Source organism: Pseudomonas sp. N40(2020), assembly GCF_014472415.1.
Taxonomy (GTDB): domain Bacteria; phylum Pseudomonadota; class Gammaproteobacteria; order Pseudomonadales; family Pseudomonadaceae; genus Aquipseudomonas.
The window spans coordinates 44,945-69,921 of sequence record NZ_JACSZV010000018.1 but is presented as its reverse complement, the minus strand read 5'-3'; the positions used below and the strand labels follow the sequence as shown (position 1 = coordinate 69,921).

The following is a 24,977-nucleotide window of genomic DNA, read 5'->3' as shown; positions in this document are numbered from 1 at the left end:
CATTCGGTCGCGGGGCTTTTTTTGCCTGATCCTTTTTGCTTTCAAGCACATTGACAGTGGATGTTGTGCCCGCCCGCAAGCGACACCTGCAAGCGTAGACACTGCATCGAAAATTTGACGGCCAACGGAGTCGACAGAACTTGTAGGCCGATTCGCTCGCGCGGGGTTTGACTCACAGCCCGAGCTGACCGAAGCTTGCCCCTCTGCTCAAGTACGCCAGTTTTCGGAAACCTGCATGCCTCAGTCCCGCCGCTACCTGCTTATCAGCCTTGGCCTTGTGCTTGTTGTCGTCGTCGCATGGCTGTTCCTGCGCAGCACCGCCCCAGTCATTCCGGACGCGATCAAGCATGGCTATAGCGAGGCGCTGGGTGCCGCCCGCACCGGTGAGCCCGGCGCGGCGCGCCAGTTGTATCAGCAATTGGGGCGGCCGGATTTGTCGGTCAAGCGGCGCGTCTGGCTGCATGGCGAACTGGCTAACTATCCCAGTCCACAGGCGCTGAAACTCGCCGACGCGGACTTGCAGAACGAAGCCCCCCAGGTGCGGCTGGCAGCGATCAAAAGTGTGGTTGGACTGGTGCCGGGCGGGCAACGCAGCCTGTTGCTGGGGCCGATGCTCGATGATGAAGATCAGACGGTTCGCTTTGCCGCGATCAACGCTTTGCTCGGCCTGACCCCGGATGAACTGGGCCTGTATTTCGCCCCGCTGCAGCAGGCCATCGATGGCTGGGAAGAAGCGCTCAAAGGAGAACCGGAAAGCGCCGCGGCTTACGCGCAACTGGCGCGACTTTATATCCATAACTCCGAACTGAAACAGGCGCAGCTTGCACTCGACAATACGCTTCGTCTGGAGCCCGGCAACCTTGCGGCCCTGGTGATGCAGATCGATGTGCTCGACCGCCAGGGCCAGAGCGACGCCGCCCGGCAGTTGCTCGCCCAACAGCTTAAAGCCCAACCTGACTCCGCTTATCTGCAACATGCCCTCGGCCTGTGGCTGCTGCACCACGGTCAACGTGAGTACGCCCTTCTCGGCTTGTCCAAGGCGGTCGAGCTGGAACCTGACAACAAGGATTACCGCTACGACCTCGCTACCACTCTGCACAGTGCGGAGGAGCTGGAAGCGGCACAGAACCAGCTACAGGAAATCGTCCAGCGCCACCCCGCCGACCGCAAGGCGCGGGTTCTGCTGATCAACTACTGGAAAGAAAGTGGCCAGTTGCAAAACGTGCAGATCCTGTTGGCTCAACTCGAGCAGCTCAATCCGGATGACCCTGCTTTGCAGCAAGGGCTTTAAGCGCTATCGGCAGCCTTCCTGACACATTGTGGGAGAAAAAGCGGAACCGCCATCAACGCGTGGGGTCAAGTAATTCAGGTCGCCGAACTCAGTCGGCGGCCTCGACCCCCGTAGTCATGAGAGGGCATTTTTTGTCTACATCTAACGAGTTGATCAGTGCGAAAGCCGCCACCGGCATTGTGGGCCTGGATGACATCCTCGCCGGTGGTTTGTCTCGCGGTCATGTGTTTTTGCTGGAGGGCGAGCCCGGTACCGGCAAAACCACAGTCGCCTTGCATTTTCTTATGGCCGGCGCAAAAGCCGGCGAACGCTCGTTATACATCACGCTCTCGGAAACCGAGCGTGAATTGCGCCAAGGGGCGCTGTCCCACGGCTGGGAGCTGAATGAAAACATCGAAATCTTCGAGCTGACGCCGCCGGAAAGCCTGCTCAATGCCGAACACCAGCAGAGCCTGCTGTACTCCTCCGATCTGGAATTGGGTGAGGCGACGAAACAGATTTTCGAAGTGGTCGAGCGCTTCAAGCCGACCCGCGTAGTGCTCGACAGCCTGTCGGAGATTCGTTTGCTGGCGCAGAGCTCTTTGCGATATCGCCGGCAGATTCTGGCGATCAAGCACTACTTCGTGCGTTACGACGCCACGGTTCTGCTGCTAGATGACCTGACCACCGAGTCCCTCGATAAAACCGTGCACAGTGTGGCCCACGGCGTGATCCGCCTTGAAGAGCTGACGCCTAATTACGGCGCCGAGCGGCGGCGGATCCGCGTGATCAAGTATCGCGGGCAAAAGTACCGCGGCGGTTTTCACGACTTCACCATCATGGGGGACGGCGTGCATGTGTTCCCGCGCCTGGTGGCGGCCGAACACCGTGGTAATTACCCGCGTTTGCAGTTGACCAGTGGCATTCCAGAAATGGACGCCTTGCTCGGCGGCGGCGTGGAAACCGGTTCCAGCACACTGATTCTTGGTCCGGCAGGTACCGGCAAGTCGCTGATCACGATGATCTTTGCGGCGGAAGCGGTCGCTCGCGGTGAAAAAGCGGCACTGTTTATCTTCGATGAAGAACTCGGCCTGCTGTTCGAGCGCATGAACAACATCGGCATTGATCTCAAAGCCCTGCAAGCCACCGGCAATCTGCTGATCGAGCAGGTGGATGCCGCTGAGCTGTCACCGGGCGAGTTCTCTCACCGGGTGCGTCGATGCGTCGATGAAGGCCAGATCAAGACGGTGGTCATCGACAGTATCAACGGCTACCAGGCGGCAATGCCTGAAGAGAACGCCCTCGTGCTGCATATGCACGAACTGCTGCTGTACCTCAATCGCAAAGGCGCCGCGACCTTTATGACCGTTGCCCAGCATGGTCTGGTCGGCGACATGCAGGCACCGGTCGACATCACTTATCTGGCCGACACGGTGATTCTGTTGCGATACTTCGAAGCGCTCGGCAAAGTCCGCCGCGCGATTTCCATCATCAAGAAACGCACCGGCAGCCACGAATCGACGATTCGCGAATACCGCATTTCTACGCAGGGCATGACCATCGGTGAGCCGCTGGAAGCCTTCCAGGGCGTGCTGCGCGGCGTACCGACCTACCTCGGCGCGAGCAATCCACTGCTTCGGGAAGAGGCTTCGTGACGGTTTCGGTAACACTGGCCGAACGGGCGCTGATTCTGGCGCCTGTGGGTCGCGACAGCCAAATTGCGCTGATGATACTCAACGAGGCCGGTTACGAAGGGCTGGTGACGCCGAATCTCGGTTCGCTGTGCACTGAGCTTGAGCCCGGGGCCGGTCTTCTGTTGATCGCCGCAGAAGCGTTGCGCGGGCCGGAAATGGAAGCCTTGTTCCTGTACCTGGAACAGCAACCGGCATGGTCGGATCTCCCCATTGTTCTGCTCACCCATCACGGTGGACAAGAGCAAGGCCCCTCCTCGCACCTGAGCAGCCTGTTAGGCAACGTCACGTTCCTCGAGCGCCCGTTTCATCCCGCGACGCTGATCAGCCTGGTGTCTGCCGCCCTGCGCGGCCGACGAAGGCAGTACGAAGCCCGCGACCGTCTGATCGATCTGAGTGAAAGCGAACGACGTCTGCAATCGACATTGGAAACCCTTGAGCAACAGGTCGAGGAACGCACCGCGCAACTGCGCCACAACGAAGAGGCGTTGCGTCAGTCGCAGAAGATGGAAGCGGTCGGCCAGCTTACTGGCGGTATCGCTCACGACTTCAACAACATGCTGACCGGCATTATAGGCAGCCTCGAATTGCTGCGCCGGCGCCTGGCCCGTGGGCGCACCGAAGACCTCGACAGTCTCATCGATCTGGGTGTGACGTCTGCCAATCGCGCGGCCGGCCTGACCCATCGTCTGTTGGCGTTTTCCCGTCGCCAGTCGCTCGATTCCAAGGCGGTGCAGATGAACACCCTCGTCCTGTCCATGGGCGAGCTGTTGCAGCGCAGCCTCAACGAAAGCATTCAGTTGGACATGCGTCTGAACGAAAAACTGTGGGTGGCCGAGGCGGACCCCAATCAACTGGAAAGCGCCCTGCTCAATCTGGTCATCAATGCCCGCGACGCCATGCCCGAGGGCGGCAAACTAGTGGTCGAGACCAGCAACCAGGTGTTGCACAGTGAATTCACCGAGGCTTACAGCATTCTCGAACCCGGTGATTACGTCATGTTGAGTGTCACCGACAACGGTAGCGGCATGCCGCAGAGCGTGATCAACCGTGCGTTCGACCCGTTTTTCACCACCAAGCCGATTGGTCAGGGCACCGGTCTGGGCCTGTCGATGATCTACGGTTTCAGCAAACAATCGCGCGGTCATGTCTCAATCGACAGCGAAATCGATGAGGGCACCACGGTCAACCTTTACCTGCCGCGTTTTCGCGGTGAAGAACTGGAGCAGCCTGCTCGCGACATCCTGCAAACCCCGCACGCGATGGATGGCGAAACCGTGCTGATCGTCGAAGACGATCCGGCCGTACGTGTGCTGGTCAGTGCGGTACTCAGTGAGTTGGGGTATGCGTTCGTGGAGGCCGGGGATGCCGACGGCGCCGTGCCTATTCTCAACTCCGCGCAGCGCATCGATCTGCTGATCAGTGACGTCGGGCTGCCGGGCATGAACGGCCGCCAGCTGGCGGAAATCGGTCGGCAATATCGACCGGGGCTCAAGGTCTTGTTCATCACTGGATACGCCGAGCATGCGGCGGTACGTGGCGGATTTCTCGACTCGGGGATGCAGATGATCACCAAGCCGTTCACTTTTGATCTGCTGACGGCCAAGGTGCGGGAGATGATCAAAAACTGACAGAACAAACGAATGGAGCTGCCGAAGGCTGCGATCTTTTGATTTTGTTTTTCAGATCAAAATCAAAAGATCGCAGCCTTCGGCAGAGCTCGTGCATTTCGCGGTCAGGCCAGCAGCTCCTGAATCTTTTCCTGCAACACGTCCAGATCGAACGGCTTTTCCAGAATGGGTGCCTTGAGCGTGATGGGGCTGCCGGTCTCGCGGATTTCCTGCGGGTAACCGCTGATGAAAATCACCTTCAAGTCAGGTCGCAGCTTCACGGCGGGCTCGGCGATCTGTACGCCGGAGATGCCGCCAGGCAAGCGGAAGTCGGTGATCAACAGATCCAAATGTGGCTTGCTCGCGAGGATTTCGAACGCCTGCTCGCCGTTTTCGGCCTCGAGCACGCGATACCCTTGATCCTTCAGATAAATCGAAAGAATCATCAAGATACTCGGTTCGTCTTCGACGATAAGTACTACATCTTGTGCATCTACGCTCATGGGAAGCCTTTGTTCGGTCAATAGCTGCTGATACGACCGTGTGGTCACTCAGAGGTTGCGTCGGATTTGCCGTTTTCCTCTATCGGCAGACAAACGCGAAACAGGGCGCCCTCGTTGATTTCACTCTCGACGACGATTGAGCCGCCATGGGCGGCGACGATCTGCTCGGAAATGAACAGACCCAACCCGAGCCCGGCGACTACCGTCTTGGCGGAAACCCGTTCGAATTGTTGGAAAATACGCTTTTGGTTCTCTTCGCTGATGCCGATCCCGTGATCCTGAACCTCGACCCGAGCTTCGTTGCCTTGGCGGTAGACCCGCACCTGAATCGGGCTTCTGCCGCCATAACGCAGCGCATTGGTCAGCAGATTGGAAATGACCTGCTCGATGCGGAACTCATCCCAGCAACCTTCCAGCGGCCTATCCGCTTCAAAGCTGACCGACGTTTCCGCTGCTTCCATCTGCTGCGCAAAGTTTTGCAGCAGATTGCCCACCAACTGCACCAGATCGAAACGGTTAGGCCGGATCGACAACTTGCCGGTACGTATCCGGGAGACGTCGAGCATGTCTTCGATCAGCCGGATGAGGCTTTTGATCTGACGCTCGTCGCGATCGACCATCGCGTGCATCTTGTCGAGGGTGAACGCCGCTGCGTTATCCCGCGCCAAGTGCATCTTGCGCAATTGGGTTTCGAGTATCAGGCCATTGAGGGGGGTGCGCACTTCGTGGGCGACGATTGACATGAAGTCATCGCGCATCCGCACCGCTTGCTCAAGTTCCAGCTGGGTGCTCTGCAATTGCTGCAACAACGCTTCCTGCTCCCGGCGAGCCTGTTCCAGCGCTTCGACCTGTTGCTTCATGGCCTTGCTCTGTCGGTACAGATCGACGAAAACGTTGACCTTGCTCTTGACCGCGTGGATATCCAGCGGCTTGTGCAGAAAGTCCACCGCCCCGCTCTCATAGCCCTTGAACGCATAGTTGAGTTCGCGACCGGCAGCGCTGACAAAAATGATCGGGATGTTCTTGGTCTTCTCGGTGCCGCGCATCAACTCGGCCAGTTCGAAGCCGTTCATGCCCGGCATCTGCACGTCGAGAATGGCCATGGCGAATTCGTGTTGCAGCAGCAGCGACAGAGCTTCGTCCGCCGACAGCGCCTTGTAGACGGTGCGGTCTTCGCGTTTGATCAGCGCTTCGAGCGCCAGCAGGTTCTCGGGCAGATCGTCGACGATCAGCAGTTTTGCCTGGATATTACTCAGCATGCGATTCGTTCCAGCTCGACTAGCAGACGGCCGATGCCGTGAATGGGTAAGACATGATCCGGCTGCTGGGTTTTCAGCGCAGCCAGAGGCATGGTGGCGACCTGGGCGTCGTCAGGGTCCTGCACGATGGTCAGACCACCGTGGCGCTTGACCTGCGCCAGTCCGCGCGCGCCATCGTGATTGGCGCCTGTCAGCAGCACAGCGGCCAGCTTCGGGCCATAGACGTCGGCGGCAGATTCGAAGAGGTAGTCAATTGATGGCCGGGAATGATGGATGCGATCCTCAAGACTCAAGGACAGGCTGCGATCCAGTTCCACCGACAGGTGATAACCGGGCGTGGCGAAATACACCGTGCCCGCCTCGATGTCCCGCTTGTCCGTGGCCTCCTCCACTGGCAACGCCAGACGCCGGGAGAACACCTCGGCCAACTGGCTGCGGCGCTCTTCCGGCAGGTGCAGCACGATGATGATCGGCAGTGCAAAACCTTTGCGCAGCGGCCCAAGCAGGGTTAACAAGGCTTCAACGCCACCGGCGGAAGCCCCGACCACAATAGCCTCGATTCGAGGCAGATCCGCAATGTCGTTCATGATTTGCGGTAGATCCGTTCTTGTTTCACCAGCGGTTCGAACTGGTTTGCATAGCTGGAAAAATCCAGCGTCTCTTTGCTGCCGAGCACCAGGAAACCGCGATGACACAGGGATTCATGGAACAGCCCGAACGCTCGATCCTGCAGCTTCTTGTTGAAATAGATCAACACGTTACGGCAGGAAATCAATTGGGTTTCGGAGAACACGCTGTCGGTGGCCAGACTGTGGTCGGCAAACGTCACGTTCTCGCACAGACTCTTGTCGAAAATCGCGTAGCCATAGGCCGCGGTGTAATAGTCGGCAAATGATCGCTGCCCACCGGCCTGTTGATAGTTGGCGGTGTAGGCACGGACGTTTTCCATCGAAAATATCCCCTGCTTGGCCTTGTCCAGCGAGCGCGGATTGATGTCGGTGGCGTAAATGATCGTGCGATCGAGCAGGCCCTCTTCGCGCAGCAGAATCGCCATCGAATAGACCTCCTCACCCGTGCTGCACCCGGCGATCCAGATCTTGATCGAAGGATAGGTTCTGAGCAGCGGCACCACTTCCTTGCGAATGGCCAGGAAATGCGACGGATCGCGAAACATCTCGCTGACCGGAATCGTCAACAACTGCAACAACTGCATAAACGCCGTCGGGTCGTGCAGGACTTTTTCCTGCAACGCCGAAATCGTCGCGCACTCGAATTGACCCAACGCGTGTTGGACCCGGCGCTTGATCGAAGCGCCGGAGTAATCGCGAAAATCGTAGCTGTACTTGAGGTAGATCGCCTCGATCAACAGCCGTAATTCGATTTCACTGTTTCGTTCCGCTGGATGATTGCGTTCCACTAAATGCGTTCCATCTTCGGTAACCACACGCGAATCAGCGAGAACAGGCGATCCAGATCAATGGGCTTGGCCAGATAATCGTTGGCGCCCGCCTGCAGGCAGCGCTCCTGATCGTCCTTCATGGCCTTGGCCGTCACCGCAATAATGGGCAGTTTGCGCCAGCGCGGGTCCTTGCGGATTTCGATGGTGGCTTCGAAACCATCCATCTCCGGCATCATCACGTCCATCAACACCAGATCGATGTCCTCGACTTCATTCAGTTTTTCAATCGCTTCACGGCCATTACGCCCGATCACCACGACTGCGCCTTTGGTCTCCAGGGCACTGGTCAGGGCGAAGATGTTGCGCACATCGTCGTCCACCAGCAGCACTTTGCGACCCTCGAAAACCTTGTCGCGGCTGCGCGCGGTCTTCAGCATCTTCTGCCGCTCATGGGACAACTGCGATTCGACTTTGTGCAGAAAGAGTGTGACCTCATCGAGCAGACGCTCCGGTGAGCGTGCGCCCTTGATGATGATCGAGCGCGAGTACTTGCGCAGGTCGGCCTCTTCATCGCGCGTCAGGTTACGACCGGTATAAACGATGACCGGCGGGAACGAGCAGATATCTTCGGTGGACATGCGCTTGAGCAGCTCATTACCAAGCATGTCTGGCAGCTTCAGGTCTATGACCATGCAGTCATAGATCGTTGTGCGCAGCTTCTCCAGCGCGTCCTGCGCCAGACCGACAGCCGTGATCTCGATGTCGTCATCGCCGATCAGTCGAGCGATGCTCTCGCGCTGCAGATCGTCGTCTTCAACCAGCAACACGCGTTTGACCTTCTGGGTCAGCTTGGCTTCGAGACGGGCGAACACGTCCTTGAGCTCTTCGCGGGTGGTCGGTTTGACTGCATAGCCAATGGCGCCCATGTGCATCGCCGCTTCGACCCGATCCTCGACCGAAATCACGTGAACGGGGATGTGGCGGGTTTCGGCGTGTTCTTTCAAACGCTGCAACACAGTCAATCCGGAGTGATCCGGCAGACGCATGTCGAGCAGAATGGCATCCGGCACGAACTCGCGGGCCAGGTCATAACCTTCGTCCGCGCCATGGGCAACCAGGCACTGATAACCCAGTTCGTGCGCCAGATCGTAGAGGATATGCGCAAAGTTCGGCTCATCTTCCACTACCAGAATGCAACGGGTGGCGAACGGGGCCTTGTCGCGGTCGTCGGCAAAGCGCGGGATGTGAACCGGCGCCAGAGGCGAAACCACCACCGCAGGCGCTACGGTCGCCGTCACGGTTTGGACTGGCGGAGTGAAGGTCAACGGCGCTTTCGATACATCAGTGGACTCGTTGTATTGCTGCGGCAATACCAGCGTGAACACACTGCCCTGCCCCGGTGCGCTGCTGACGCTGATCGAGCCGCCCAGCAAGGTCGCCAGATCCCGCGAGATCGAAAGGCCCAGCCCGGTACCGCCGTATTTGCGGTTGGTGGTGCCATCGGCCTGACGGAACGCTTCAAAGATGCTTTCCTGCTGATCCGCGGCAATGCCGATGCCCGAATCGCGCACGATGAACGCAATGCGATCATTCGGCTGGCCGCTGATGGTCAGGCGCACCGTGCCCTGCTCGGTAAATTTCACGGCGTTGGACAGCAGGTTTTTGATCACTTGTTCCAGACGTTGACGGTCGGTAAACAGTGTCACCGGCGCATCCGGGAGCAAATCCACGCTGAAGGTCAGTCGTTTGTCGGCCGCCAGCGGTTCGAACACGCTGCGCAGGCCATCGGCCAGACGCGCGACGCTGGTGATTTCCGGGATCACTTCAAGCTTGCCGGCCTCGACCTTGGAAATATCGAGAATGTCGTTGATCAGGTTGAGCAGATCGTTGCCGGCGGAGTAGATCGACTCGGCAAACTTGACTTGTTCAGCACTGAGATTGTCCTGCGGGTTTTCCGCCAGCAACTTGGCCAGGATCAGCGAACTGTTCAGCGGCGTGCGCAGTTCGTGGGACATATTGGCGAGGAACTCGGACTTGTACTTGCTTGAGCGCTGCAACTCTTCGGCGCGCTCTTCGAGTTGCACCTGCGCCTGATTCAGTTCGGTGTTCTTCAGATCCATGGCATCGCGCTGCTCGGCCAAGGTCTGCGCCTGTTCGGCGAGTTGTTCGTTGGTCTGCTCCAGCTCGACTTGCTGGGTTTCCAAGTGCGCTTGCGATTCCTTGAGGATCCGCGACTGCTCCTCCAGTTCTTCGTTGGCAGTCTTCAACTCTTCCTGTTGCACCTGCAACTCTTCGTTGAGCTGCTGGGTTTCGGCCAGCACTTCCTGCAAGCGCTGACGATAACGCGCCGCTTCGATGGAAGTGCCGACGTTGCCGGCAATCAATTCAAGCAGTTCGATGTCGCGGTCGTTGAGCGGACGCAGGAAACCCAGTTCGATCACGCCGTTGACCCGTTCGTCATCGCTGGTCGGCACGACCACCACGCTGCGCGGCAGGCCTTCGCCGAGTCCGGAGCTGACCTTGAAGTAATCCGACGGTACCGAATCGAGACGAATAAGCCGCGCCTGCTGCGCGACCTGACCGACAATACCTTCGCCGCTGTAGATCGACTGGTCCTGATCTTCCTGTTCGCGAGAAAACCCATAAGTCGCTACACGCTTGAGGCCACCGTGCTCTTCGCGCACGTACAACGCCGCTACGGCCGTGCCAAGGTATTGCGCGCAGAACTGCAGAATGTTGCGGCCGAGCAGATTGAGCGTCAGTTGTCCCAGCACCTGCTCAGCCAACTCGGTCTGCCCGTTGCGCAGCCACGCTTGCTGTTCCAGACGCTCGGCACTGGCCTGCTGCGCCGCCAATGTGGCGCCGTAGCTTTCGGACAGATTGACCAGGTCTCGCCGACCGATGTACGCCAGCAACCCACTGATGCCAGCCACAAACAGCAGATAAAGGGTGATGCTCCAGATCGTCGTGCGGCGCACTTCTTCGTTACGCGTGGTGCGTAACTGCTGCTCCATGTCGATCACGTCTTCGAACTGCTTGCGAATCTCGTCGGTCAGGCGCTTGCCACGTCCAGCCTTTACGGCACCGCGATAATCCCCGCTGCTGCGCTGCAAATCGATCATCGATTGTGCATAGGTCGCCCACTCGGTCTGTAATGCCTGGAGGCGGCGCAAACGGTCGGTCTGCACAGGATTGTCGGCGGTCAGCTCAAGCAAGGTATTGAGCGCCACATTGATACGCGGCTTGGCCGTTTCATAAGGATCAAGGAAGTGCTCGTCGCCGCTGAGCAGAAACCCGCGCATGCCGGTTTCCAGATCCACAGTGAGCTTCACCGCTTCGTTGGCGTTATTGATCACCCGGTCGGTGTGTTCAACCCACTGGATGACCGACAGCAGATACGTGATCAGCGAAACGAAGAACACGGCACTGAGCACACCAACACCCAGCGGCAGGCTGATGTTGCGACTCAGGAGTTTGCGAAACCGTTGCTCATCAACCGAAGACGGAGAGGACATGGGGCAGCCTTGTCGAACTGTTGAAAACCCGAGAGTTTGCCCCAAAACGGCACGATGGATCCATTTTTCTCACAGCTTTGGCAGCAAATTCCTACATTTGCTCGCGTCTAGAGCCACGCCAACAGTTATCCTTGCCTGTCCATTTGCAGTGAATGTTTTTTGTATCAAGCCGGGAACTTGTGGCCATGCGCCACTTACTCATGCATGAGCCCGGCAGATTCGACCGGCCGATACCCCTGAATTTCTATCTTTGAGAGCCTCTATTATGTCCACCCCAGCGTCCATCATCCTTGTAGTAGAAGACGATGCCATTGTGCGCATGCTGATCGTCGATGTGCTGGAGGAGCTGGAGTACAAGGTGCTGGAGGCTGACGGCAGCGAGAAGGCGCTGGAGTTTCTCAATGATGAGGAACAGAAAATTGATCTGATGATGACTGATGTAGGTTTGCCAGTTATGGATGGTCGTGAACTGGCCACGCAAGCACGTCTGTTACGCCCCGCCCTGCCAATCCTGTTTGCCAGTGGTTATGCTGAAAGTATTGATGTACCTCCGGACATGCAGGTTATTGGCAAACCTTTTTCGATTGACCAATTACGTGACAAAGTAAAAAGCAGCATTCAATAATTAACTCAACGGACTGCCGCTTTAAAACAACTTCAAGGGGCAGTCCGGCCTCATATTTTTGCGAACAAAACATAAGCTGGCGAGCTGTTGAAAAACACACTCACATAATGCTTCTTGATAAACACACTCCAACAAAAGAGGATCACTCAAACATACAAACCAAAATAAACGAATTTATTATGACCCTAAAACATTCAAACTTCCTGAATCAACGTTACTTATCCCGACCTGCCCCTTCTTCTAACCTCCACCGTGAATACGTTGCAAGCGATAACCGCGAACGAGAGGAAGTGATATATAAACTCAAGCAGCGCTCAGCGCATCTTGCCCCTGCGCAAACAATTACGCTGGAGGGCGCGACCCTATCCCTGGAGGCGGGATCGACACTTGAAGATGCCATACTCCCCGGCAGGCACTTGCTGCAACGAATGTCCGAACAAACTTCCTTCAAAAAACTGATGGCAACATTGAGACTTTCCGAACACTCAGTTTTCGAAGTGACAACCGAAGGCGAAATTAACGCAAAACACTCGGGTAATACCGTGGATTTGGCAAACGCCTTCAAACGCGCACCGGATCTGCAAGACGATCTGCAGATACTGGTTGAAATGGCCGAATTGACCGGTGGCACGATTTCCACCGCAGACCAGATCGATTTGGCGCAATGGCTGGCTTTCCACGGCTACATCATCCCTCACAATGCCGCCGAAGCGTCCCGTCTTGTGGCTTTCATGGAAGCCAAACCTCATGCAAGCCCAGAGTTGGGCAACTATTGGGAAATGATAAAGACTGGAGAAGGCAACTCGGCGACGCTTTCTGCAACTGAGCGCAGTGAGTTCCGCAAACTCATCGCCAGTTACATCAAGAATCAGTCGTTACTGGAGCATTTGTCGGAGAGCATTTTTGGCGGGCGAACTGCGCCCTTCACACGTGCCGAGGCTGAGGAAATTATTAAGGCACTTGTTTCCAGCCCCATCGCTGCTCACTGGGCCGACGCTTACGTAGTAGATCTCGGCTGGTACGGCGCTCGCGACAACCAACCGCAATCGGAAACGTCGCGCAAGCAGGTAATCCTGACTTCGCTGCTGCTCAATCTTCATCCTCAAGTCGGGGAAGATGTACCGCGAAATCATGTTGCCGGTTTCGATTTGTATGCTGCCGAGCATCTGGAAAAATCCTTCGCCGAGATTCAAACCGATTTCGAGAATCACCTGATCGAGCACCACAGGGTGAGTAAAAAGAATGCAGCATTGGCCGCTCACTTATTGCTGGCGGAGCCTGCGCCGGAATTTTTGGTCAAAGGTCTGCCTGCCACCCTGCTAGTGGGCACGCCGCAATGCGTGGAATTTTGCCGAATCGTGGCGGTGCAAGAAATCATTGCGCCAGGCTCGACTCGATCCATGACTTACGCGCAATTGCAGCAACTTTCGACACTGGAACCAGTGACCGAATCACGCAAGATGCTCGACGCTCTGGCCGCCGTGGATCCTGTGATTGATTGGGCTGTGCTCAACAAAATCGTCACGCCTGATGACGTCGAAAAATCTGTCACTGACTCACTGAAAGTCGCCACGGACGCCTACGCCCGACATGCGAGGACACTTGCCGAAAACGCTGAAACACTGACGCGTCCCCTGCCAACGCGCAAAAGCGTCGCACTGGATATCCTCAAGCAAGTTGCCAAGGGTTGCACTTATCTTGAAAGCGACGTCCTTCAGCAAACGCGTAATCGCCCGCTGGAAGACGCTTACATTTCGCTAAAAATGTCACCTGTCGAGTTGCATATGTCCAACGATCTGGCGACCGGCAATTGGGATTTGAAACAAGGGGAAAGCATCTATACAGCGTTCCCCAACATGCGCCGTAATCTGGTTTCTCCCGACGGTGAGTTCTACCGTCAGTTCAATCGGGCCTATCTGGTGCATGCGCAAGCGATGAATACGCATTTGAAGCAAGCATTTACTTCAATGCCATTGCTCGACCGGATTCGATTGCTGAAGGGTCAGGTGACGATGTTTACCGTCAGACCCTTGGTCGCGAAACGCCAATCGATTAACGGTATTTCCGCAAACCCAATCGCGTCGACCATTGACACCATCTTGAAGGTGACTGAGCGTGAACCGACGGAAAGTCATAGAGAAATAGATGATGCAAAGGGTCGCTACGGGGTAGTGATCTGCTGCGAATTCGAAGGCCGGGTAACCTGTTACGAATTATTCACTCTGCACGGAATCTGTCGCGAAAACACTGAACTGGCAAAGCTTGTTCAGAGGGAAAAGCTGTTAAGCGCACCCAGTCGCAGCAATGCGACGAACTACTCTGCGCCTGCGAAAGTTCATCAACTACCGACGAACATAGAGTGTTACACCCATGGTGTTACGCCCGGTCTCATCGAGGCCAGTTCCGGTGTGATCGACAAAATTGCCGAGTTGCCAGCCTTGGCGCCGCTGTCGCCAATCAACGGTTATTACCAGAGTTTCTACTCAACAGAGTTCGACCGCCTGGTGAACTTCGTACTCAAGCACAGACCCGTCGCGACTTACGATGAGTTGGTTAAAGAGTGCTGGGGACAGACCCGGCTGGAGGCATTGCGTGCAAAACGGGAAAAAGACCTGGATACGTTTCTGAACGTTGTCGTGCCCTTCAAGTCATGCATCGAAGATCTCAATTCAGGCGACCTGGATCGTCAATTTGACGGAATCAAGGCCTGTACCCTGGAAGCCGCCATGACCTTTCTGTTAGTAGTCGGAGCCATTGCGAAGATCGCCAGCCTGGCGGCCAAGAGCATGAGTATTGCCACGAAGGCCAGCAAGATAGCTTCCACAGGCGCTGGATTGGTCAGCAACTTACTCAATCCGCTGGATGGCGCAACCGATTTGCTTGTGAATGGTGCCAAACTTTTGCGCAAAGGTTGGCACAGCGGTGTGGCTGCACTCGAAAGCGCTATTTACGATGCACGCAAATGGTCGGGAAAGACGCCCTATCACGCACTTTCGGCGGCTGTCGATCCAGACACTATTCGCCTGGGCATCCGACAAACTGCGCAAGAATCCGCAGACGTATTCCAGGTTTGGGGAATACGCCACAGTGATGAATGGTACGCTTTGAACCGTTTGGGCGAACCATGCGGCCCCGAGTTAAGAAACCTGAAACTGGTCAACAAATTCAACGTTCCAAACCCTTTCAAGCGAGCAAAACCGTTCAGCTACACCCGTGGATATTTGAAAAAAGCCATTCCCCACGCCAAGAGTAAAATCGACAACACGATCCAGTTACTCTTGGATGGTCATAACGATGATGTCAGATCCGTCATCAAGCATGTCTTCGGCATTGATTCGAGTGAGGCCATTGAACGCATAACCAGGAACTTGCGCGCCATGCGCAAGGACCTTGATTCGGTAGGTTTGCATAACATGGTCTTTCGGCCACCTGGTTCCGATGTAATCGCTGCGTTACAACCTCAAGCCTATAAACGTTGGCAAGCGGCCGTACGCTCAGGCGAGAAGCTGGACATCAACTCAAGAACATTCCTGTCCATTTATCCTGACAACCTGGATGAATTTTACACGGTGGCGAAATTCGATGACGCCAGGGTCGGCGATGTCCTCGTGCATGAGATGTCTCATGGTGCGCCGGACACGCTTGATTTGTACTACAGTGAGATAGTGCGAGATGCCATCCCGGCAGAATACAACGCGGTCGGGTTATTGGAATTTGCCAGAGACGCGCACAAGGCCCATCCTCAAAATTTAAGTAACCCCCATTTCCGCTTCGGTGTTTTAAAGGATTTCGAGGAGTTTAAATCAACGATTTCGAGCCGACCAAAAATCGTGCAGGAGCACCCGGCATTGGTAAACGCCGAATCCTATTCATTGGCGGTTTCGTTGATCGACCAACATACAACCAGCCCTGCAACATTTATGTTCAACCTATCCACCATCACCAACTCGATCAATAACACAGCTCCCGGCGAATTTCTTTCCGGGCCGATCCTGCTCAATCTGGCCAAACCAAACTTTTAAACCCCGCAGATTTTCAGGGCCGCATCACTGATAGAGGGCGCAAGCAACCACCACTGTGGTTTAATTGCGCCCTTTTTTCGCCCCCGCTTTGCTGCATAGGATCATAGCTAATGACTCAGCCCGTCACCAAAGTCCTGGTCATCGGATATGTCTGGCCTGAGCCGCGCTCGTCAGCAGCCAGTGGGCACGTCATGCAGATCCTCGAAACATTTTTGCAGCAGGGTTGGGACATCACTTTCAGCAGCCCCGCCGGTCCCGGCGAACATAAGGCCGACCTGTCTGCGCTGGGCATTCACGAAGTACCCATTGAACTCAATAACAGCAGTTTCGACGTATTCATCAGTGAACTGGCGCCGGATATTGTGCTGTTCGACCAGTTCATGATGGAGGAGCAGTTCGGCTGGCGGGTTGAAAAGCAGTGTCCCCACGCACTTAGGGTGCTTGAAACCTCTGACCTGCAAAGCCTGCGGCATGCTCGCCATCAGCGACTCAAGGATCACCTGAAAGCCAGCAGCGACCAGAATGACTTCAGCGAGTTGTTTGCGCCTGCACTGCGCGAAGAGTTTGAGTTGATGGCCGATACCGATCTGGCCAAACGGGAAATCGCGGCGTTGTACCGTTGCGATCTGAACTTGATGATCTCCGAAGTTGAAATCGCGTTGCTGGTCCAGGAGTTCGGCTTGCCGCGTCAATTGCTGCATTGGTGCCCGCTGATGGTTGATTTACCAAGCGCCCCGCCTACCGCATTCGCCGATCGAGCGCATTTCCTGAGCATCGGCAACTTCCGGCATGCGCCCAACTGGGATGCTGTGCTCTGGATGAAGTCCACTGTCTGGCCGCTCATTCGTCAGCAATTGCCGGATGCGCAGTTGCACATCTATGGCGCGTACACGCCGCCCAAGGCCACGGCTTTGCACAACGCCGCGCAGGGTTTTCACGTCATGAACTGGGCCGAAGATGCGTTGCAGGTCATGTCGGCTGCACGGGTGTGCCTGGCGCCGTTGCGTTTCGGGGCCGGGATCAAGGGCAAACTGGTTGATGCGATGCTGTGCGGCACCCCAAGTGTCACGACGCCGATCGGTGCCGAAGGCATGTATGGCGAACACCTTTGGTCCGGTGCTGTCGCACGCACCGCAAGCGACATCGCCGACAGCGCCGTTCGGTTATATAAGGATCAAACACTTTGGCAAGCGGCTCAGCAGGCAGGAACCACGTTGCTCAGCGAGCGCTATCAATACGTTGTACACGGTCAGGCACTTATTGAAAGACTGCGCTATTGCCAGCAGCATTTACAAACACTTAGAACCAGCAATTTTACCGGAAGCATGTTGCGCCACCACTTTCATAAAAGCACCCAATACATGTCGCAGTGGATTGAAGCAAAAAACCGAAACTCACCTACTGACTGAACAGATAACTCCACCCCGTACACAGCTTGCATTAATACAAGCATTGGCCAAATAAGTATTAGGCACTATAAACCTCCTGCGCGCACAACTTAATTAATATTTAACGCAGGACAATCAAATGAATAACACCCAGTACGAAACCTCGCCTCTTCATCGATGGATGACCGCAACTCCACAAATCAACAACTTGTCACTACTGGAACTTACATTGCCCGGCACGCATAATGCCGGGTGTGACAAGAAAGCCTCTTACGTATTCCCGGTTGCAAACTGGACCGTATGCCAGGATGACTCTTTTTATTCACAGCTCAAACTTGGCTCCAGGGCTCTGGATGTACGACTCGAGTATCACGACAAGGCAAAAGGCTTCAATCAGTTCCGCTTTCAACATAACGGTTTCCTCTCCTCTCGAACGCTTGAGGACTTACTGCGCGACCTCAACAAATTTCTGGAAGAAAACCCGGATGAATTCATAATTCTGGACTTTCACGAACTGAAAAAAGGGGACAGTGAGTTCAATCAAATCAAATTCAGAGATTTGATGCTGCAACATCTCGGCCAACGGATGATTCCAGCCCGCAACGTGCACCTGACGCTTGGGGAGCTAAAGCAAGCAAGTCCTCTACAACGAATCGTGGTGTCCGCTTCCATGAGAACGGACGTGCTTGACTATCGGATTCACTCGCCTATTCGTCATAAGTGGATCGGGGAAACACTTGTTTCCACCTCTGATTTACATAAGTACATCAAAAGTGTGGTGAGCGAGCCTGTCAGCAAGTCGCAACTCTGGTCGCTGTCAGCAACGACCTATACTCGAGGCGGGCCACAACGAATTCTCAATGATCTGGACAACTGGTTCTCCCCTGCCAAATCGGACTGGGCCCAAAAGTGCAACATCATCAATTTCGACTTCATTAAAGACTCGAACATCGTGTTCTATTGCCAATCGGCCAGCATTAATAAAGCCAATGAGAAATCGCTGATAGCACCTCGTGTGCAAGCAGATTAAGTTCACTGTGTGAGCACTCCTTTACGAATTGATGGACGGCCAAACGGTTCGTCCATCCTCTAATGCCATTACGATTTCCAGTATTCCCACACAGGATTCAGCAAATGCATGATCTTGACCTTCAACACTTCCAGCCCAATCGATGGATGGCCGCCACACCGCCACTCGATAACTTGTCATTATTCGAGATGACTTTACCGGGCACGCATAATGCCGGTTGTGATTGGGAGGCCTCTTACAGCCCCTCGATCGCCGCAAACTGGGCGGTCTGCCAGGATGTGCCGTTTTACTCCCAGCTCAATCGCGGTGCCAGGGCACTTGATCTGCGATTGGTGTATGACAGCCACGCCACAGGGCTGGCGAAATTTCGATTCTTTCATGACAAGGTCTGGTCATCGCGCACATTGGAAGATCTCATTCGTGATCTCAAAGGTTTTCTTGAGCGCAGTTACAATGAATTTATCGTCCTTGACTTTCACGAATTAAGGGACGGCGACACGCCCTTCGACTTCAAGTACTTCAACGACGTGATGTTGCAACATCTCGGCGAGTACATAATTCCTGAAAAAAACAAACATCTGAGCCTCGGCGAATTGAAGAACATCAGCCGAATGCAACGTTTGCTGGTGGCAACCCCCTCTCATTCCAACATCGACTGGGAGTGGTTTTGCCACCAGGTGATTCATAAGTGGGCTGGTAACGCCTATGTTCTGGAAACATTGCTGCCGACGTTTACGCTACAAAACTACCTGACCGAGGTGATGAAGAGGCCGCCTTCGAGAACCTTGCTTTGGTCGCTCTCCGCAGCCATCTGGAATGCAACCGGCCCTCAACGGATTTATGAAAAGCTCGACGCCTGGTTTGATCCGGCGAACAGTGATTGGGCGCAAAACTGCAACATCATCAATTTCGACTTCATTAAAAATTCGAACATCGTGTTGTTTTGCCAGCAAGCCAACCTGCAGAAAGCGATTGCGAAGTCCACGGTAACGCTTCACCCGCAGCACGTTGGCTGAACCTGCGCAACGGATGTCCATCGCGGCAAACTGGCGCCCGGCAGGACAAACGAGGCATGATCGCAAGGCTCCTACGAAAAGAAGCTACCCGCCATGACCCGAACTGCCCGCGTGACCGACCCTTCATACGAGTTGATGGATGACCACAACGGGTTGTCCATCATCTACCGCCAGCATGGTTTCCCCTGCCCACTGGTGCGCTGGCATTTCCACAAGGAATACGAACTGCATCTGATCGTCGCCAGCTCTGGCAAAGTGTTCATAGGCGACTACATCGGCAACTTCTATCCCGAGACCCTGTTTCTGACGGGTCCCAATCTGCCGCACAACTGGATCAGCCAGGTGGCCGAAGACGAAGTGGTGGAAAAGCGCGACATGCTCGTCAATTTTACCGATGAGTTGTTCGAGAGCGGCCATCAGGTATTCGCTGAACTCCGAACGCTTGCACCGCTCTTGGAGCGCGCTCAGTACGGCATCGAATTCCGCTGCAAGCGTACGATCCGTCAAGCCATGACGTTGATGCAGCGTATCGCCGATACTCAAGGCATCACCCGGCTCGGGCACTTCTTCATCCTGATGGAGTTGCTCGCCGCCAGCGATGATTTCCAGTTGTTGTCCGGCGCCACCACGCCGCAACTGGCCGATGAACACAACATCGATCGCACCAACCGCGCCGTCGATTACATCTTCAGCCACTACGCCCGGGATATTTCGCTGGAAGAAGTCGCCGAGCATCTGGGCATGACGCCGACGTATTTCAGTCGCGTGTTCAAACAGGCGACCGGGCGCAACTTCATCGAATTCGTCAATCGTTTGCGCATCAGTAAGTCCTGCGAACTGCTGGCGGACGGCGATAAACCGGTGACCGATGTGTGCTTTGAGTCAGGTTTCAACAATATTTCCAACTTCAATCGGCGCTTTCAACAGCTCAAGGGCATGACCCCTTCGCACTATCGGCGCCTCGCCGTACAGCGACTGACTGAACAGAACCATTAATGAGACTTCCACAGGTTCTGACCTGTTTTTGCAGCGAAAACCTGTACGCATTCGTTAGGCTCCTCGCTCTGAAATCCCCTTCCCTGCGTTAACTCCCTCAAAGCTCAGTGCAAAAAAGTATTGATAAAAGTGCGATGGATGATTTGTCAGTCTGTCGATTGAAGGCTGTAATCAGTGCACATTCTTCCTGCACAGGAAGACACAAAAACAATAACTGTCCTTCTGCCCCCTCTGGGTTCAGAAAAGGAGTGCACGATGCAACCCACTGCAAAAGCTCTGCTTGCCCTCACCTGCATGACCCTCAGCAGCGTCAGCCTTGGCGCCCAGACCCTGACCATCGCCACCGTCAACAACAGCGACATGATCCGCATGCAAAAACTCTCGAAAACCTTCGAGACCGAGCATCCGGACATCAAGCTCAATTGGGTGGTGCTGGAAGAGAACGTCCTGCGCCAGCGCCTGACCACCGACATCGCCACCCAGGGTGGCCAGTTCGATGTGTTGACCATCGGCATGTACGAAGCGGCACTGTGGGGGGGCAAGGGTTGGCTGGAACCGATGAAGGATCTGCCGGCCAGTTACGCCCTCGACGATGTATTCCCGTCAGTGCGTGAAGGCCTGTCGGTCAAGGGTTCGCTCTACGCCCTGCCGTTCTACGCCGAAAGCTCGATCACCTATTACCGCACCGACCTGTTCAAGGATGCCGGCCTGACCATGCCCGAGCGTCCGACCTGGGAACAGATCGCCGGCTTCGCCGAAAAACTCACCAACAAGGATAAAGAGCAGTACGGCATCTGCCTGCGTGGCAAGGCTGGCTGGGGCGAGAACATGGCGTTGGTTACCACGGTCGCCAACGCCTATGGCGCACGCTGGTTCGATGAGCAGTGGAAGCCGGAATTCAGCGGCCCCGAGTGGAAGAACGCGCTGAATTTCTACGTCAACACCATGAAGAAATCCGGCCCGCCGGGTGCTTCCAGCAACGGTTTCAACGAGAACCTCGCCCTGTTCAACAGTGGCAAGTGCGCGATCTGGGTTGACGCTTCCGTCGCCGGCTCATTCGTGACCGACAAGACCCAGAGCAAGGTCGCCGATCACGTCGGCTTCACCTTCGCACCGCATCAGGTCACCGATAAAGGTTCGGCGTGGCTGTATTCGTGGGCGCTGGCGATTCCAACCAGCTCCAAGGCCAAGGATGCGGCAAAAGAGTTCAGCGCCTGGGCGACTTCCAAGGAATACGGTGAACTGGTGGCCAAAACCGACGGCATCGCCAACGTACCACCAGGCACTCGCGCCTCGACTTACAGCGACGCCTACATGAGCGCTGCGCCGTTCGCCAAGGTCACCCTCGAGTCGTTGAAAGCTGCAGACCCGAGCAAACCGACGCTGAAACCGGTGCCTTACATCGGCATTCAACTGGTGACCATTCCTGAATTCCAGGGGATCGGCACCCAGGTCGGCAAGTCCTTCTCGGCAGCGCTGATCGGCCAGACCACGGTCGACCAGGCGCTCACCGCCGCGCAGCAAACCACCGAACGCGAGATGAAGCGCGCCGGTTACCCGAAGTAACCGAACACTTCCCCTGTGGGAGCTGGCTTGCCCGCGATGGCGCCAGCAAAGTCAGCATCGCTGTCGGCTGACATACCGCTATCGCTGGCAAGCCAGCTCCCACAGGGTCCGCGTCGATGTCAGGAATGTTGTTTGTCCTGAACATGTATATGCACCCAACCGGTTGTGATCACCATGAATACTTCAACTGCCAAAGCCCACATCGACCTCGCCAAGCCACAGCGTAAAAACCGCGTAGCCAATCCCGGCTGGTTTCTGGTCAGCCCTTCGGTGGCCCTGCTGCTGCTGTGGATGATCGTGCCGCTGGGCATGACTATTTACTTTTCGATGATCCGCTACAACCTGCTCAACCCCGGCGAAAACGAGTTCGTCGGGTTTGAGAACTTCTCCTACTTCCTGACCGACTCGGGCTTCATGCCCGGCGCCACCAACACCCTGTTGCTGGTCGGCAGTGTGCTGCTGATCAGCGTGGTGTTGGGCGTGTTGATCAGCGCACTGCTGGAGGCCAGTGAATTCCTTGGTCGCGGCATCGTGCGGGTCATGCTGATCTCGCCGTTTTTTATCATGCCCACGGTCGGTGCGCTGATCTGGAAAAACCTGATCTTTCATCCGGTGTCCGGAATCCTCGCCTACATCTGGAAACTGTTCGGCGCGCAACCGGTGGACTGGCTGGCGCACTACCCGCTGCTGTCGATCATCATCATTGTCTCGTGGCAATGGCTGCCCTTCGCGATCCTGATCCTGATGACCGCCATGCAGTCCCTCGACCAGGAACAGAAGGAAGCGGCACGCCTGGATGGCGCAGGCCCGATTGCGATCTTCTGGCACCTGACCCTGCCGCATCTGGCCCGGCCGATTGCCGTGGTGGTGATGATCGAGACGATCTTCCTGCTGTCGGTGTTTGCCGAGATTTTCACCACCACCAACGGCGGCCCCGGCTACGCCTCGACCAACCTCGCCTACCTGATCTACAACCAGGCGCTGGTGCAGTTCGACGTCGGTATGGCGTCGGCGGGCGGCTTGATTGCCGTGGTCATCGCCAACATCGCCGCGATCATTCTGGTGCGGATGATCGGCAAAAACCTGACTGACAAAGCCTGAGGCCCGCCATGACTCTTCAACAATCCCGCCGGCTGCAAAGCCTGCTGCTCGGCACCTTGGCCTGGGCCATCGCGATCGTGATTTTCTTCCCGATCTTCTGGATGGTGATGACCAGTTTCAAAACCGAAATCGACGCCTTCGCCACGCCGCCGCAGTTCATCTTCACGCCAACGCTGGAGAACTACCTGCACATCAACGAGCGCAGCGACTACTTCAGCTTTGCCTGGAACTCGGTGGTGATTTCCTTCAGCGCCACAGCTCTGTGCCTGCTGATCGCAGTGCCGGCGGCCTATTCGATGGCGTTCTACGAAACCCAGCGCACCAAAGGCACGCTGCTGTGGATGCTGTCGACCAAGATGTTGCCGCCAGTGGGCGTGCTGATGCCGATCTACTTGCTGGCCAAGAGTTTCGGCCTGCTCGACACGCGCATTTCACTGATCGTGATCTACACGCTGATCAACCTGCCGATCGTGGTCTGGATGATTTACACCTACTTCAAGGACATCCCCAAAGACATCCTCGAAGCCGCCCGCCTCGACGGCGCCACGCTGTGGCAGGAAATGATCCGTGTGCTGCTGCCGATCGCCAAGGGTGGTCTTGCCTCGACCGTGCTGCTGTCGCTGATCCTGTGCTGGAACGAGGCCTTCTGGTCGCTGAACCTGACCTCGTCGAAAGCCGCGCCACTGACCGCGCTGATCGCCTCGTATTCAAGTCCCGAAGGATTGTTCTGGGCCAAGTTGTCGGCGGTGTCGACCCTGGCCTGTGCGCCGATCCTGATCTTCGGCTGGATCAGCCAGAAACAACTGGTGCGCGGCCTGTCGTTCGGCGCCGTGAAATAGCCCTCAAAGAATAAGCACAAAAGGAGCGCCACCATGGCCAACCTGAAAATCAAGAATCTGCAAAAAGGCTTCGAAGGTTTTTCCATCATCAAGGGCATCGACCTTGAGGTGAACGATAAGGAATTCGTGGTCTTCGTCGGCCCGTCCGGCTGCGGCAAATCCACCCTGCTGCGCCTGATCGCCGGCCTGGAAGAAGTCAGCGGCGGCACCATCGAACTCGATGGCCGCGACATCACTGAAGTCAGCCCGGCCAAGCGCGATCTGGCGATGGTGTTCCAGACTTACGCGCTGTATCCGCACATGACCGTGAAAAAGAACATGTCTTTCGCCCTCGATCTGGCCGGCGTACCGAAAGCCGAGGTTGAGAAAAAAGTCGGCGAAGCCGCACGCATTCTTGAACTGGGGCCGATGCTTGAGCGCAAACCGAAGCAGCTCTCTGGCGGTCAGCGCCAGCGTGTCGCCATCGGCCGCGCGATTGTGCGCAACCCGAAAATCTTCCTGTTCGACGAACCGCTGTCCAACCTCGACGCCGCACTGCGGGTGCAGATGCGTCTGGAACTGCTGCGCCTGCACAAAGACCTGCAAGCCACGATGATCTACGTCACCCACGACCAAGTCGAAGCGATGACCATGGCCGACAAAGTCGTGGTGCTCAATGGCGGCAAAATCGAACAAGTCGGCTCGCCGCTGGACCTGTATCACAACCCGGCCAACCTGTTCGTCGCCGGGTTCCTCGGCACGCCGAAGATGGGCTTCCTCAAGGGCAAGATCGCCCGGATCGATGGCCAAACCTGCGAAGTCGCACTGGACGCGGGCACCCGCATCACCCTGCCCTTCAACGCCGCCAACCTGGCCGTCGGCAGCGCCGTGACTCTGGGCATTCGCCCGGAGCATCTGGAACTGGCACAACCGGGGGACGGCACCCTGCAAGTCACCGCCGATGTCAGCGAACGGCTGGGCAGCGACACCTTCTGCCACGTCAAGACCAACGCCGGCGAAGCGCTGACCATGCGCGTGCGCGGTGACCTGGCCAGCCGTTATGGCGAGCAACTGAACCTGTATCTGGACGCCGCCCACTGCCACTTGTTCGATGCCGAAGGTGTGGCGCTGACCCGTCCGCTGCGTGCTGCGGCCTGATTTTTCGAGA

The 24,977-nt window shown here is 56.2% G+C and carries 18 protein-coding genes; 13 read left to right on the top strand and 5 right to left on the bottom strand.

What is annotated here, in order from left to right:
• Positions 1 to 235: 235 nt before the first annotated feature.
• The 3 genes from IAI51_RS13725 to IAI51_RS13715 all read left to right on the top strand — a co-directional run bounded on the left by IAI51_RS13725 (position 236) and on the right by IAI51_RS13715 (position 4,592).
• The gene (locus tag IAI51_RS13725) at positions 236 to 1,291 is read left to right on the top strand and encodes a tetratricopeptide repeat protein (protein ID WP_187678976.1); all 1,056 of its coding nucleotides are present in this window, start codon (positions 236 to 238) and stop codon (positions 1,289 to 1,291) included.
• A 131-nt stretch (positions 1,292 to 1,422) separates the two neighbouring features.
• Positions 1,423 to 2,925, top strand: a complete 1,503-nt coding sequence (locus IAI51_RS13720; protein ID WP_187678975.1) for an ATPase domain-containing protein — start codon at positions 1,423 to 1,425, stop codon at positions 2,923 to 2,925.
• Complete coding sequence (locus tag IAI51_RS13715; RefSeq protein WP_187678974.1) at positions 2,922 to 4,592, top strand: ATP-binding protein; 1,671 nt, start codon at positions 2,922 to 2,924, stop codon at positions 4,590 to 4,592. The genes IAI51_RS13720 and IAI51_RS13715 overlap by 4 nt, the downstream gene beginning before the upstream one ends.
• A 104-nt stretch (positions 4,593 to 4,696) precedes the next feature.
• On the opposite strand, the gene IAI51_RS13710 is transcribed toward IAI51_RS13715, so the two are convergent.
• Genes IAI51_RS13710 through IAI51_RS13690 form a run of 5 tightly spaced genes read right to left on the bottom strand, consistent with a single transcriptional unit; the run spans position 4,697 to position 11,247 of the window.
• Positions 4,697 to 5,074: a response regulator gene (locus IAI51_RS13710; protein ID WP_187678973.1), complete on the bottom strand. Its 378-nt coding sequence runs from the start codon at positions 5,072 to 5,074 to the stop codon at positions 4,697 to 4,699.
• A 44-nt stretch (positions 5,075 to 5,118) separates the two neighbouring features.
• Positions 5,119 to 6,333 carry a hybrid sensor histidine kinase/response regulator gene (locus tag IAI51_RS13705; RefSeq protein ID WP_187678972.1) on the bottom strand — a complete coding sequence of 405 codons (1,215 nt, stop codon included), beginning with the start codon at positions 6,331 to 6,333 and terminating at the stop codon, positions 5,119 to 5,121.
• On the bottom strand, positions 6,327 to 6,920 hold the full coding sequence (locus IAI51_RS13700) for a chemotaxis protein CheB (protein ID WP_187678971.1): 594 nt from the start codon (positions 6,918 to 6,920) through the stop codon (positions 6,327 to 6,329). Before IAI51_RS13700 ends, IAI51_RS13705 begins: the two co-directional genes overlap by 7 nt.
• Positions 6,917 to 7,750, bottom strand: a complete 834-nt coding sequence (locus tag IAI51_RS13695; protein WP_187678970.1) for a CheR family methyltransferase — start codon at positions 7,748 to 7,750, stop codon at positions 6,917 to 6,919. The genes IAI51_RS13700 and IAI51_RS13695 overlap by 4 nt, the downstream gene beginning before the upstream one ends.
• Complete coding sequence (locus tag IAI51_RS13690; protein WP_187678969.1) at positions 7,750 to 11,247, bottom strand: response regulator; 3,498 nt, start codon at positions 11,245 to 11,247, stop codon at positions 7,750 to 7,752. Before IAI51_RS13690 ends, IAI51_RS13695 begins: the two co-directional genes overlap by 1 nt.
• Before the next feature lie 265 nt (positions 11,248 to 11,512).
• Here IAI51_RS13690 and IAI51_RS13685 point away from each other — a divergent pair, with 265 nt between their 5' ends.
• From IAI51_RS13685 to IAI51_RS13640, 10 genes are all read left to right on the top strand, one after another.
• Entirely contained in the window at positions 11,513 to 11,872 is a 360-nt protein-coding gene (locus tag IAI51_RS13685; RefSeq protein ID WP_187678968.1) for a response regulator, read from the top strand.
• Positions 11,873 to 12,051: 179 nt separating this feature from the next.
• On the top strand, positions 12,052 to 15,894 hold the full coding sequence (locus tag IAI51_RS13680; protein WP_262410341.1) for a hypothetical protein: 3,843 nt from the start codon (positions 12,052 to 12,054) through the stop codon (positions 15,892 to 15,894).
• 110 nt (positions 15,895 to 16,004) lie between these two features.
• Positions 16,005 to 17,303 (top strand): glycosyltransferase, encoded by a 1,299-nt coding sequence (locus IAI51_RS13675; protein WP_187678967.1) that lies wholly within the window; start codon positions 16,005 to 16,007, stop codon positions 17,301 to 17,303.
• Positions 17,304 to 17,421: 118 nt separating this feature from the next.
• A complete protein-coding gene (locus IAI51_RS13670; RefSeq protein WP_187678966.1) occupies positions 17,422 to 18,312 on the top strand; it encodes a phosphatidylinositol-specific phospholipase C domain-containing protein in 891 nt (296 codons plus the stop codon).
• 104 nt (positions 18,313 to 18,416) lie between these two features.
• Positions 18,417 to 19,328, top strand: a complete 912-nt coding sequence (locus IAI51_RS13665; protein WP_187678965.1) for a phospholipase — start codon at positions 18,417 to 18,419, stop codon at positions 19,326 to 19,328.
• Between the two features lie 93 nt (positions 19,329 to 19,421).
• A complete protein-coding gene (locus tag IAI51_RS13660; RefSeq protein ID WP_187678964.1) occupies positions 19,422 to 20,324 on the top strand; it encodes an AraC family transcriptional regulator in 903 nt (300 codons plus the stop codon).
• Positions 20,325 to 20,579: 255 nt separating this feature from the next.
• Positions 20,580 to 21,890, top strand: coding sequence for an ABC transporter substrate-binding protein (locus IAI51_RS13655; protein ID WP_187678963.1), 1,311 nt, complete (start codon positions 20,580 to 20,582; stop codon positions 21,888 to 21,890).
• 174 nt (positions 21,891 to 22,064) lie between these two features.
• Positions 22,065 to 22,991 carry a carbohydrate ABC transporter permease gene (locus IAI51_RS13650; RefSeq protein ID WP_187678962.1) on the top strand — a complete coding sequence of 309 codons (927 nt, stop codon included), beginning with the start codon at positions 22,065 to 22,067 and terminating at the stop codon, positions 22,989 to 22,991.
• 8 nt (positions 22,992 to 22,999) lie between these two features.
• Positions 23,000 to 23,830, top strand: coding sequence for a carbohydrate ABC transporter permease (locus IAI51_RS13645; protein ID WP_187678961.1), 831 nt, complete (start codon positions 23,000 to 23,002; stop codon positions 23,828 to 23,830).
• Between the two features lie 33 nt (positions 23,831 to 23,863).
• Positions 23,864 to 24,967, top strand: a complete 1,104-nt coding sequence (locus IAI51_RS13640; protein WP_187678960.1) for an ABC transporter ATP-binding protein — start codon at positions 23,864 to 23,866, stop codon at positions 24,965 to 24,967.
• The last annotated feature ends 10 nt before the right edge of the window (positions 24,968 to 24,977 follow it).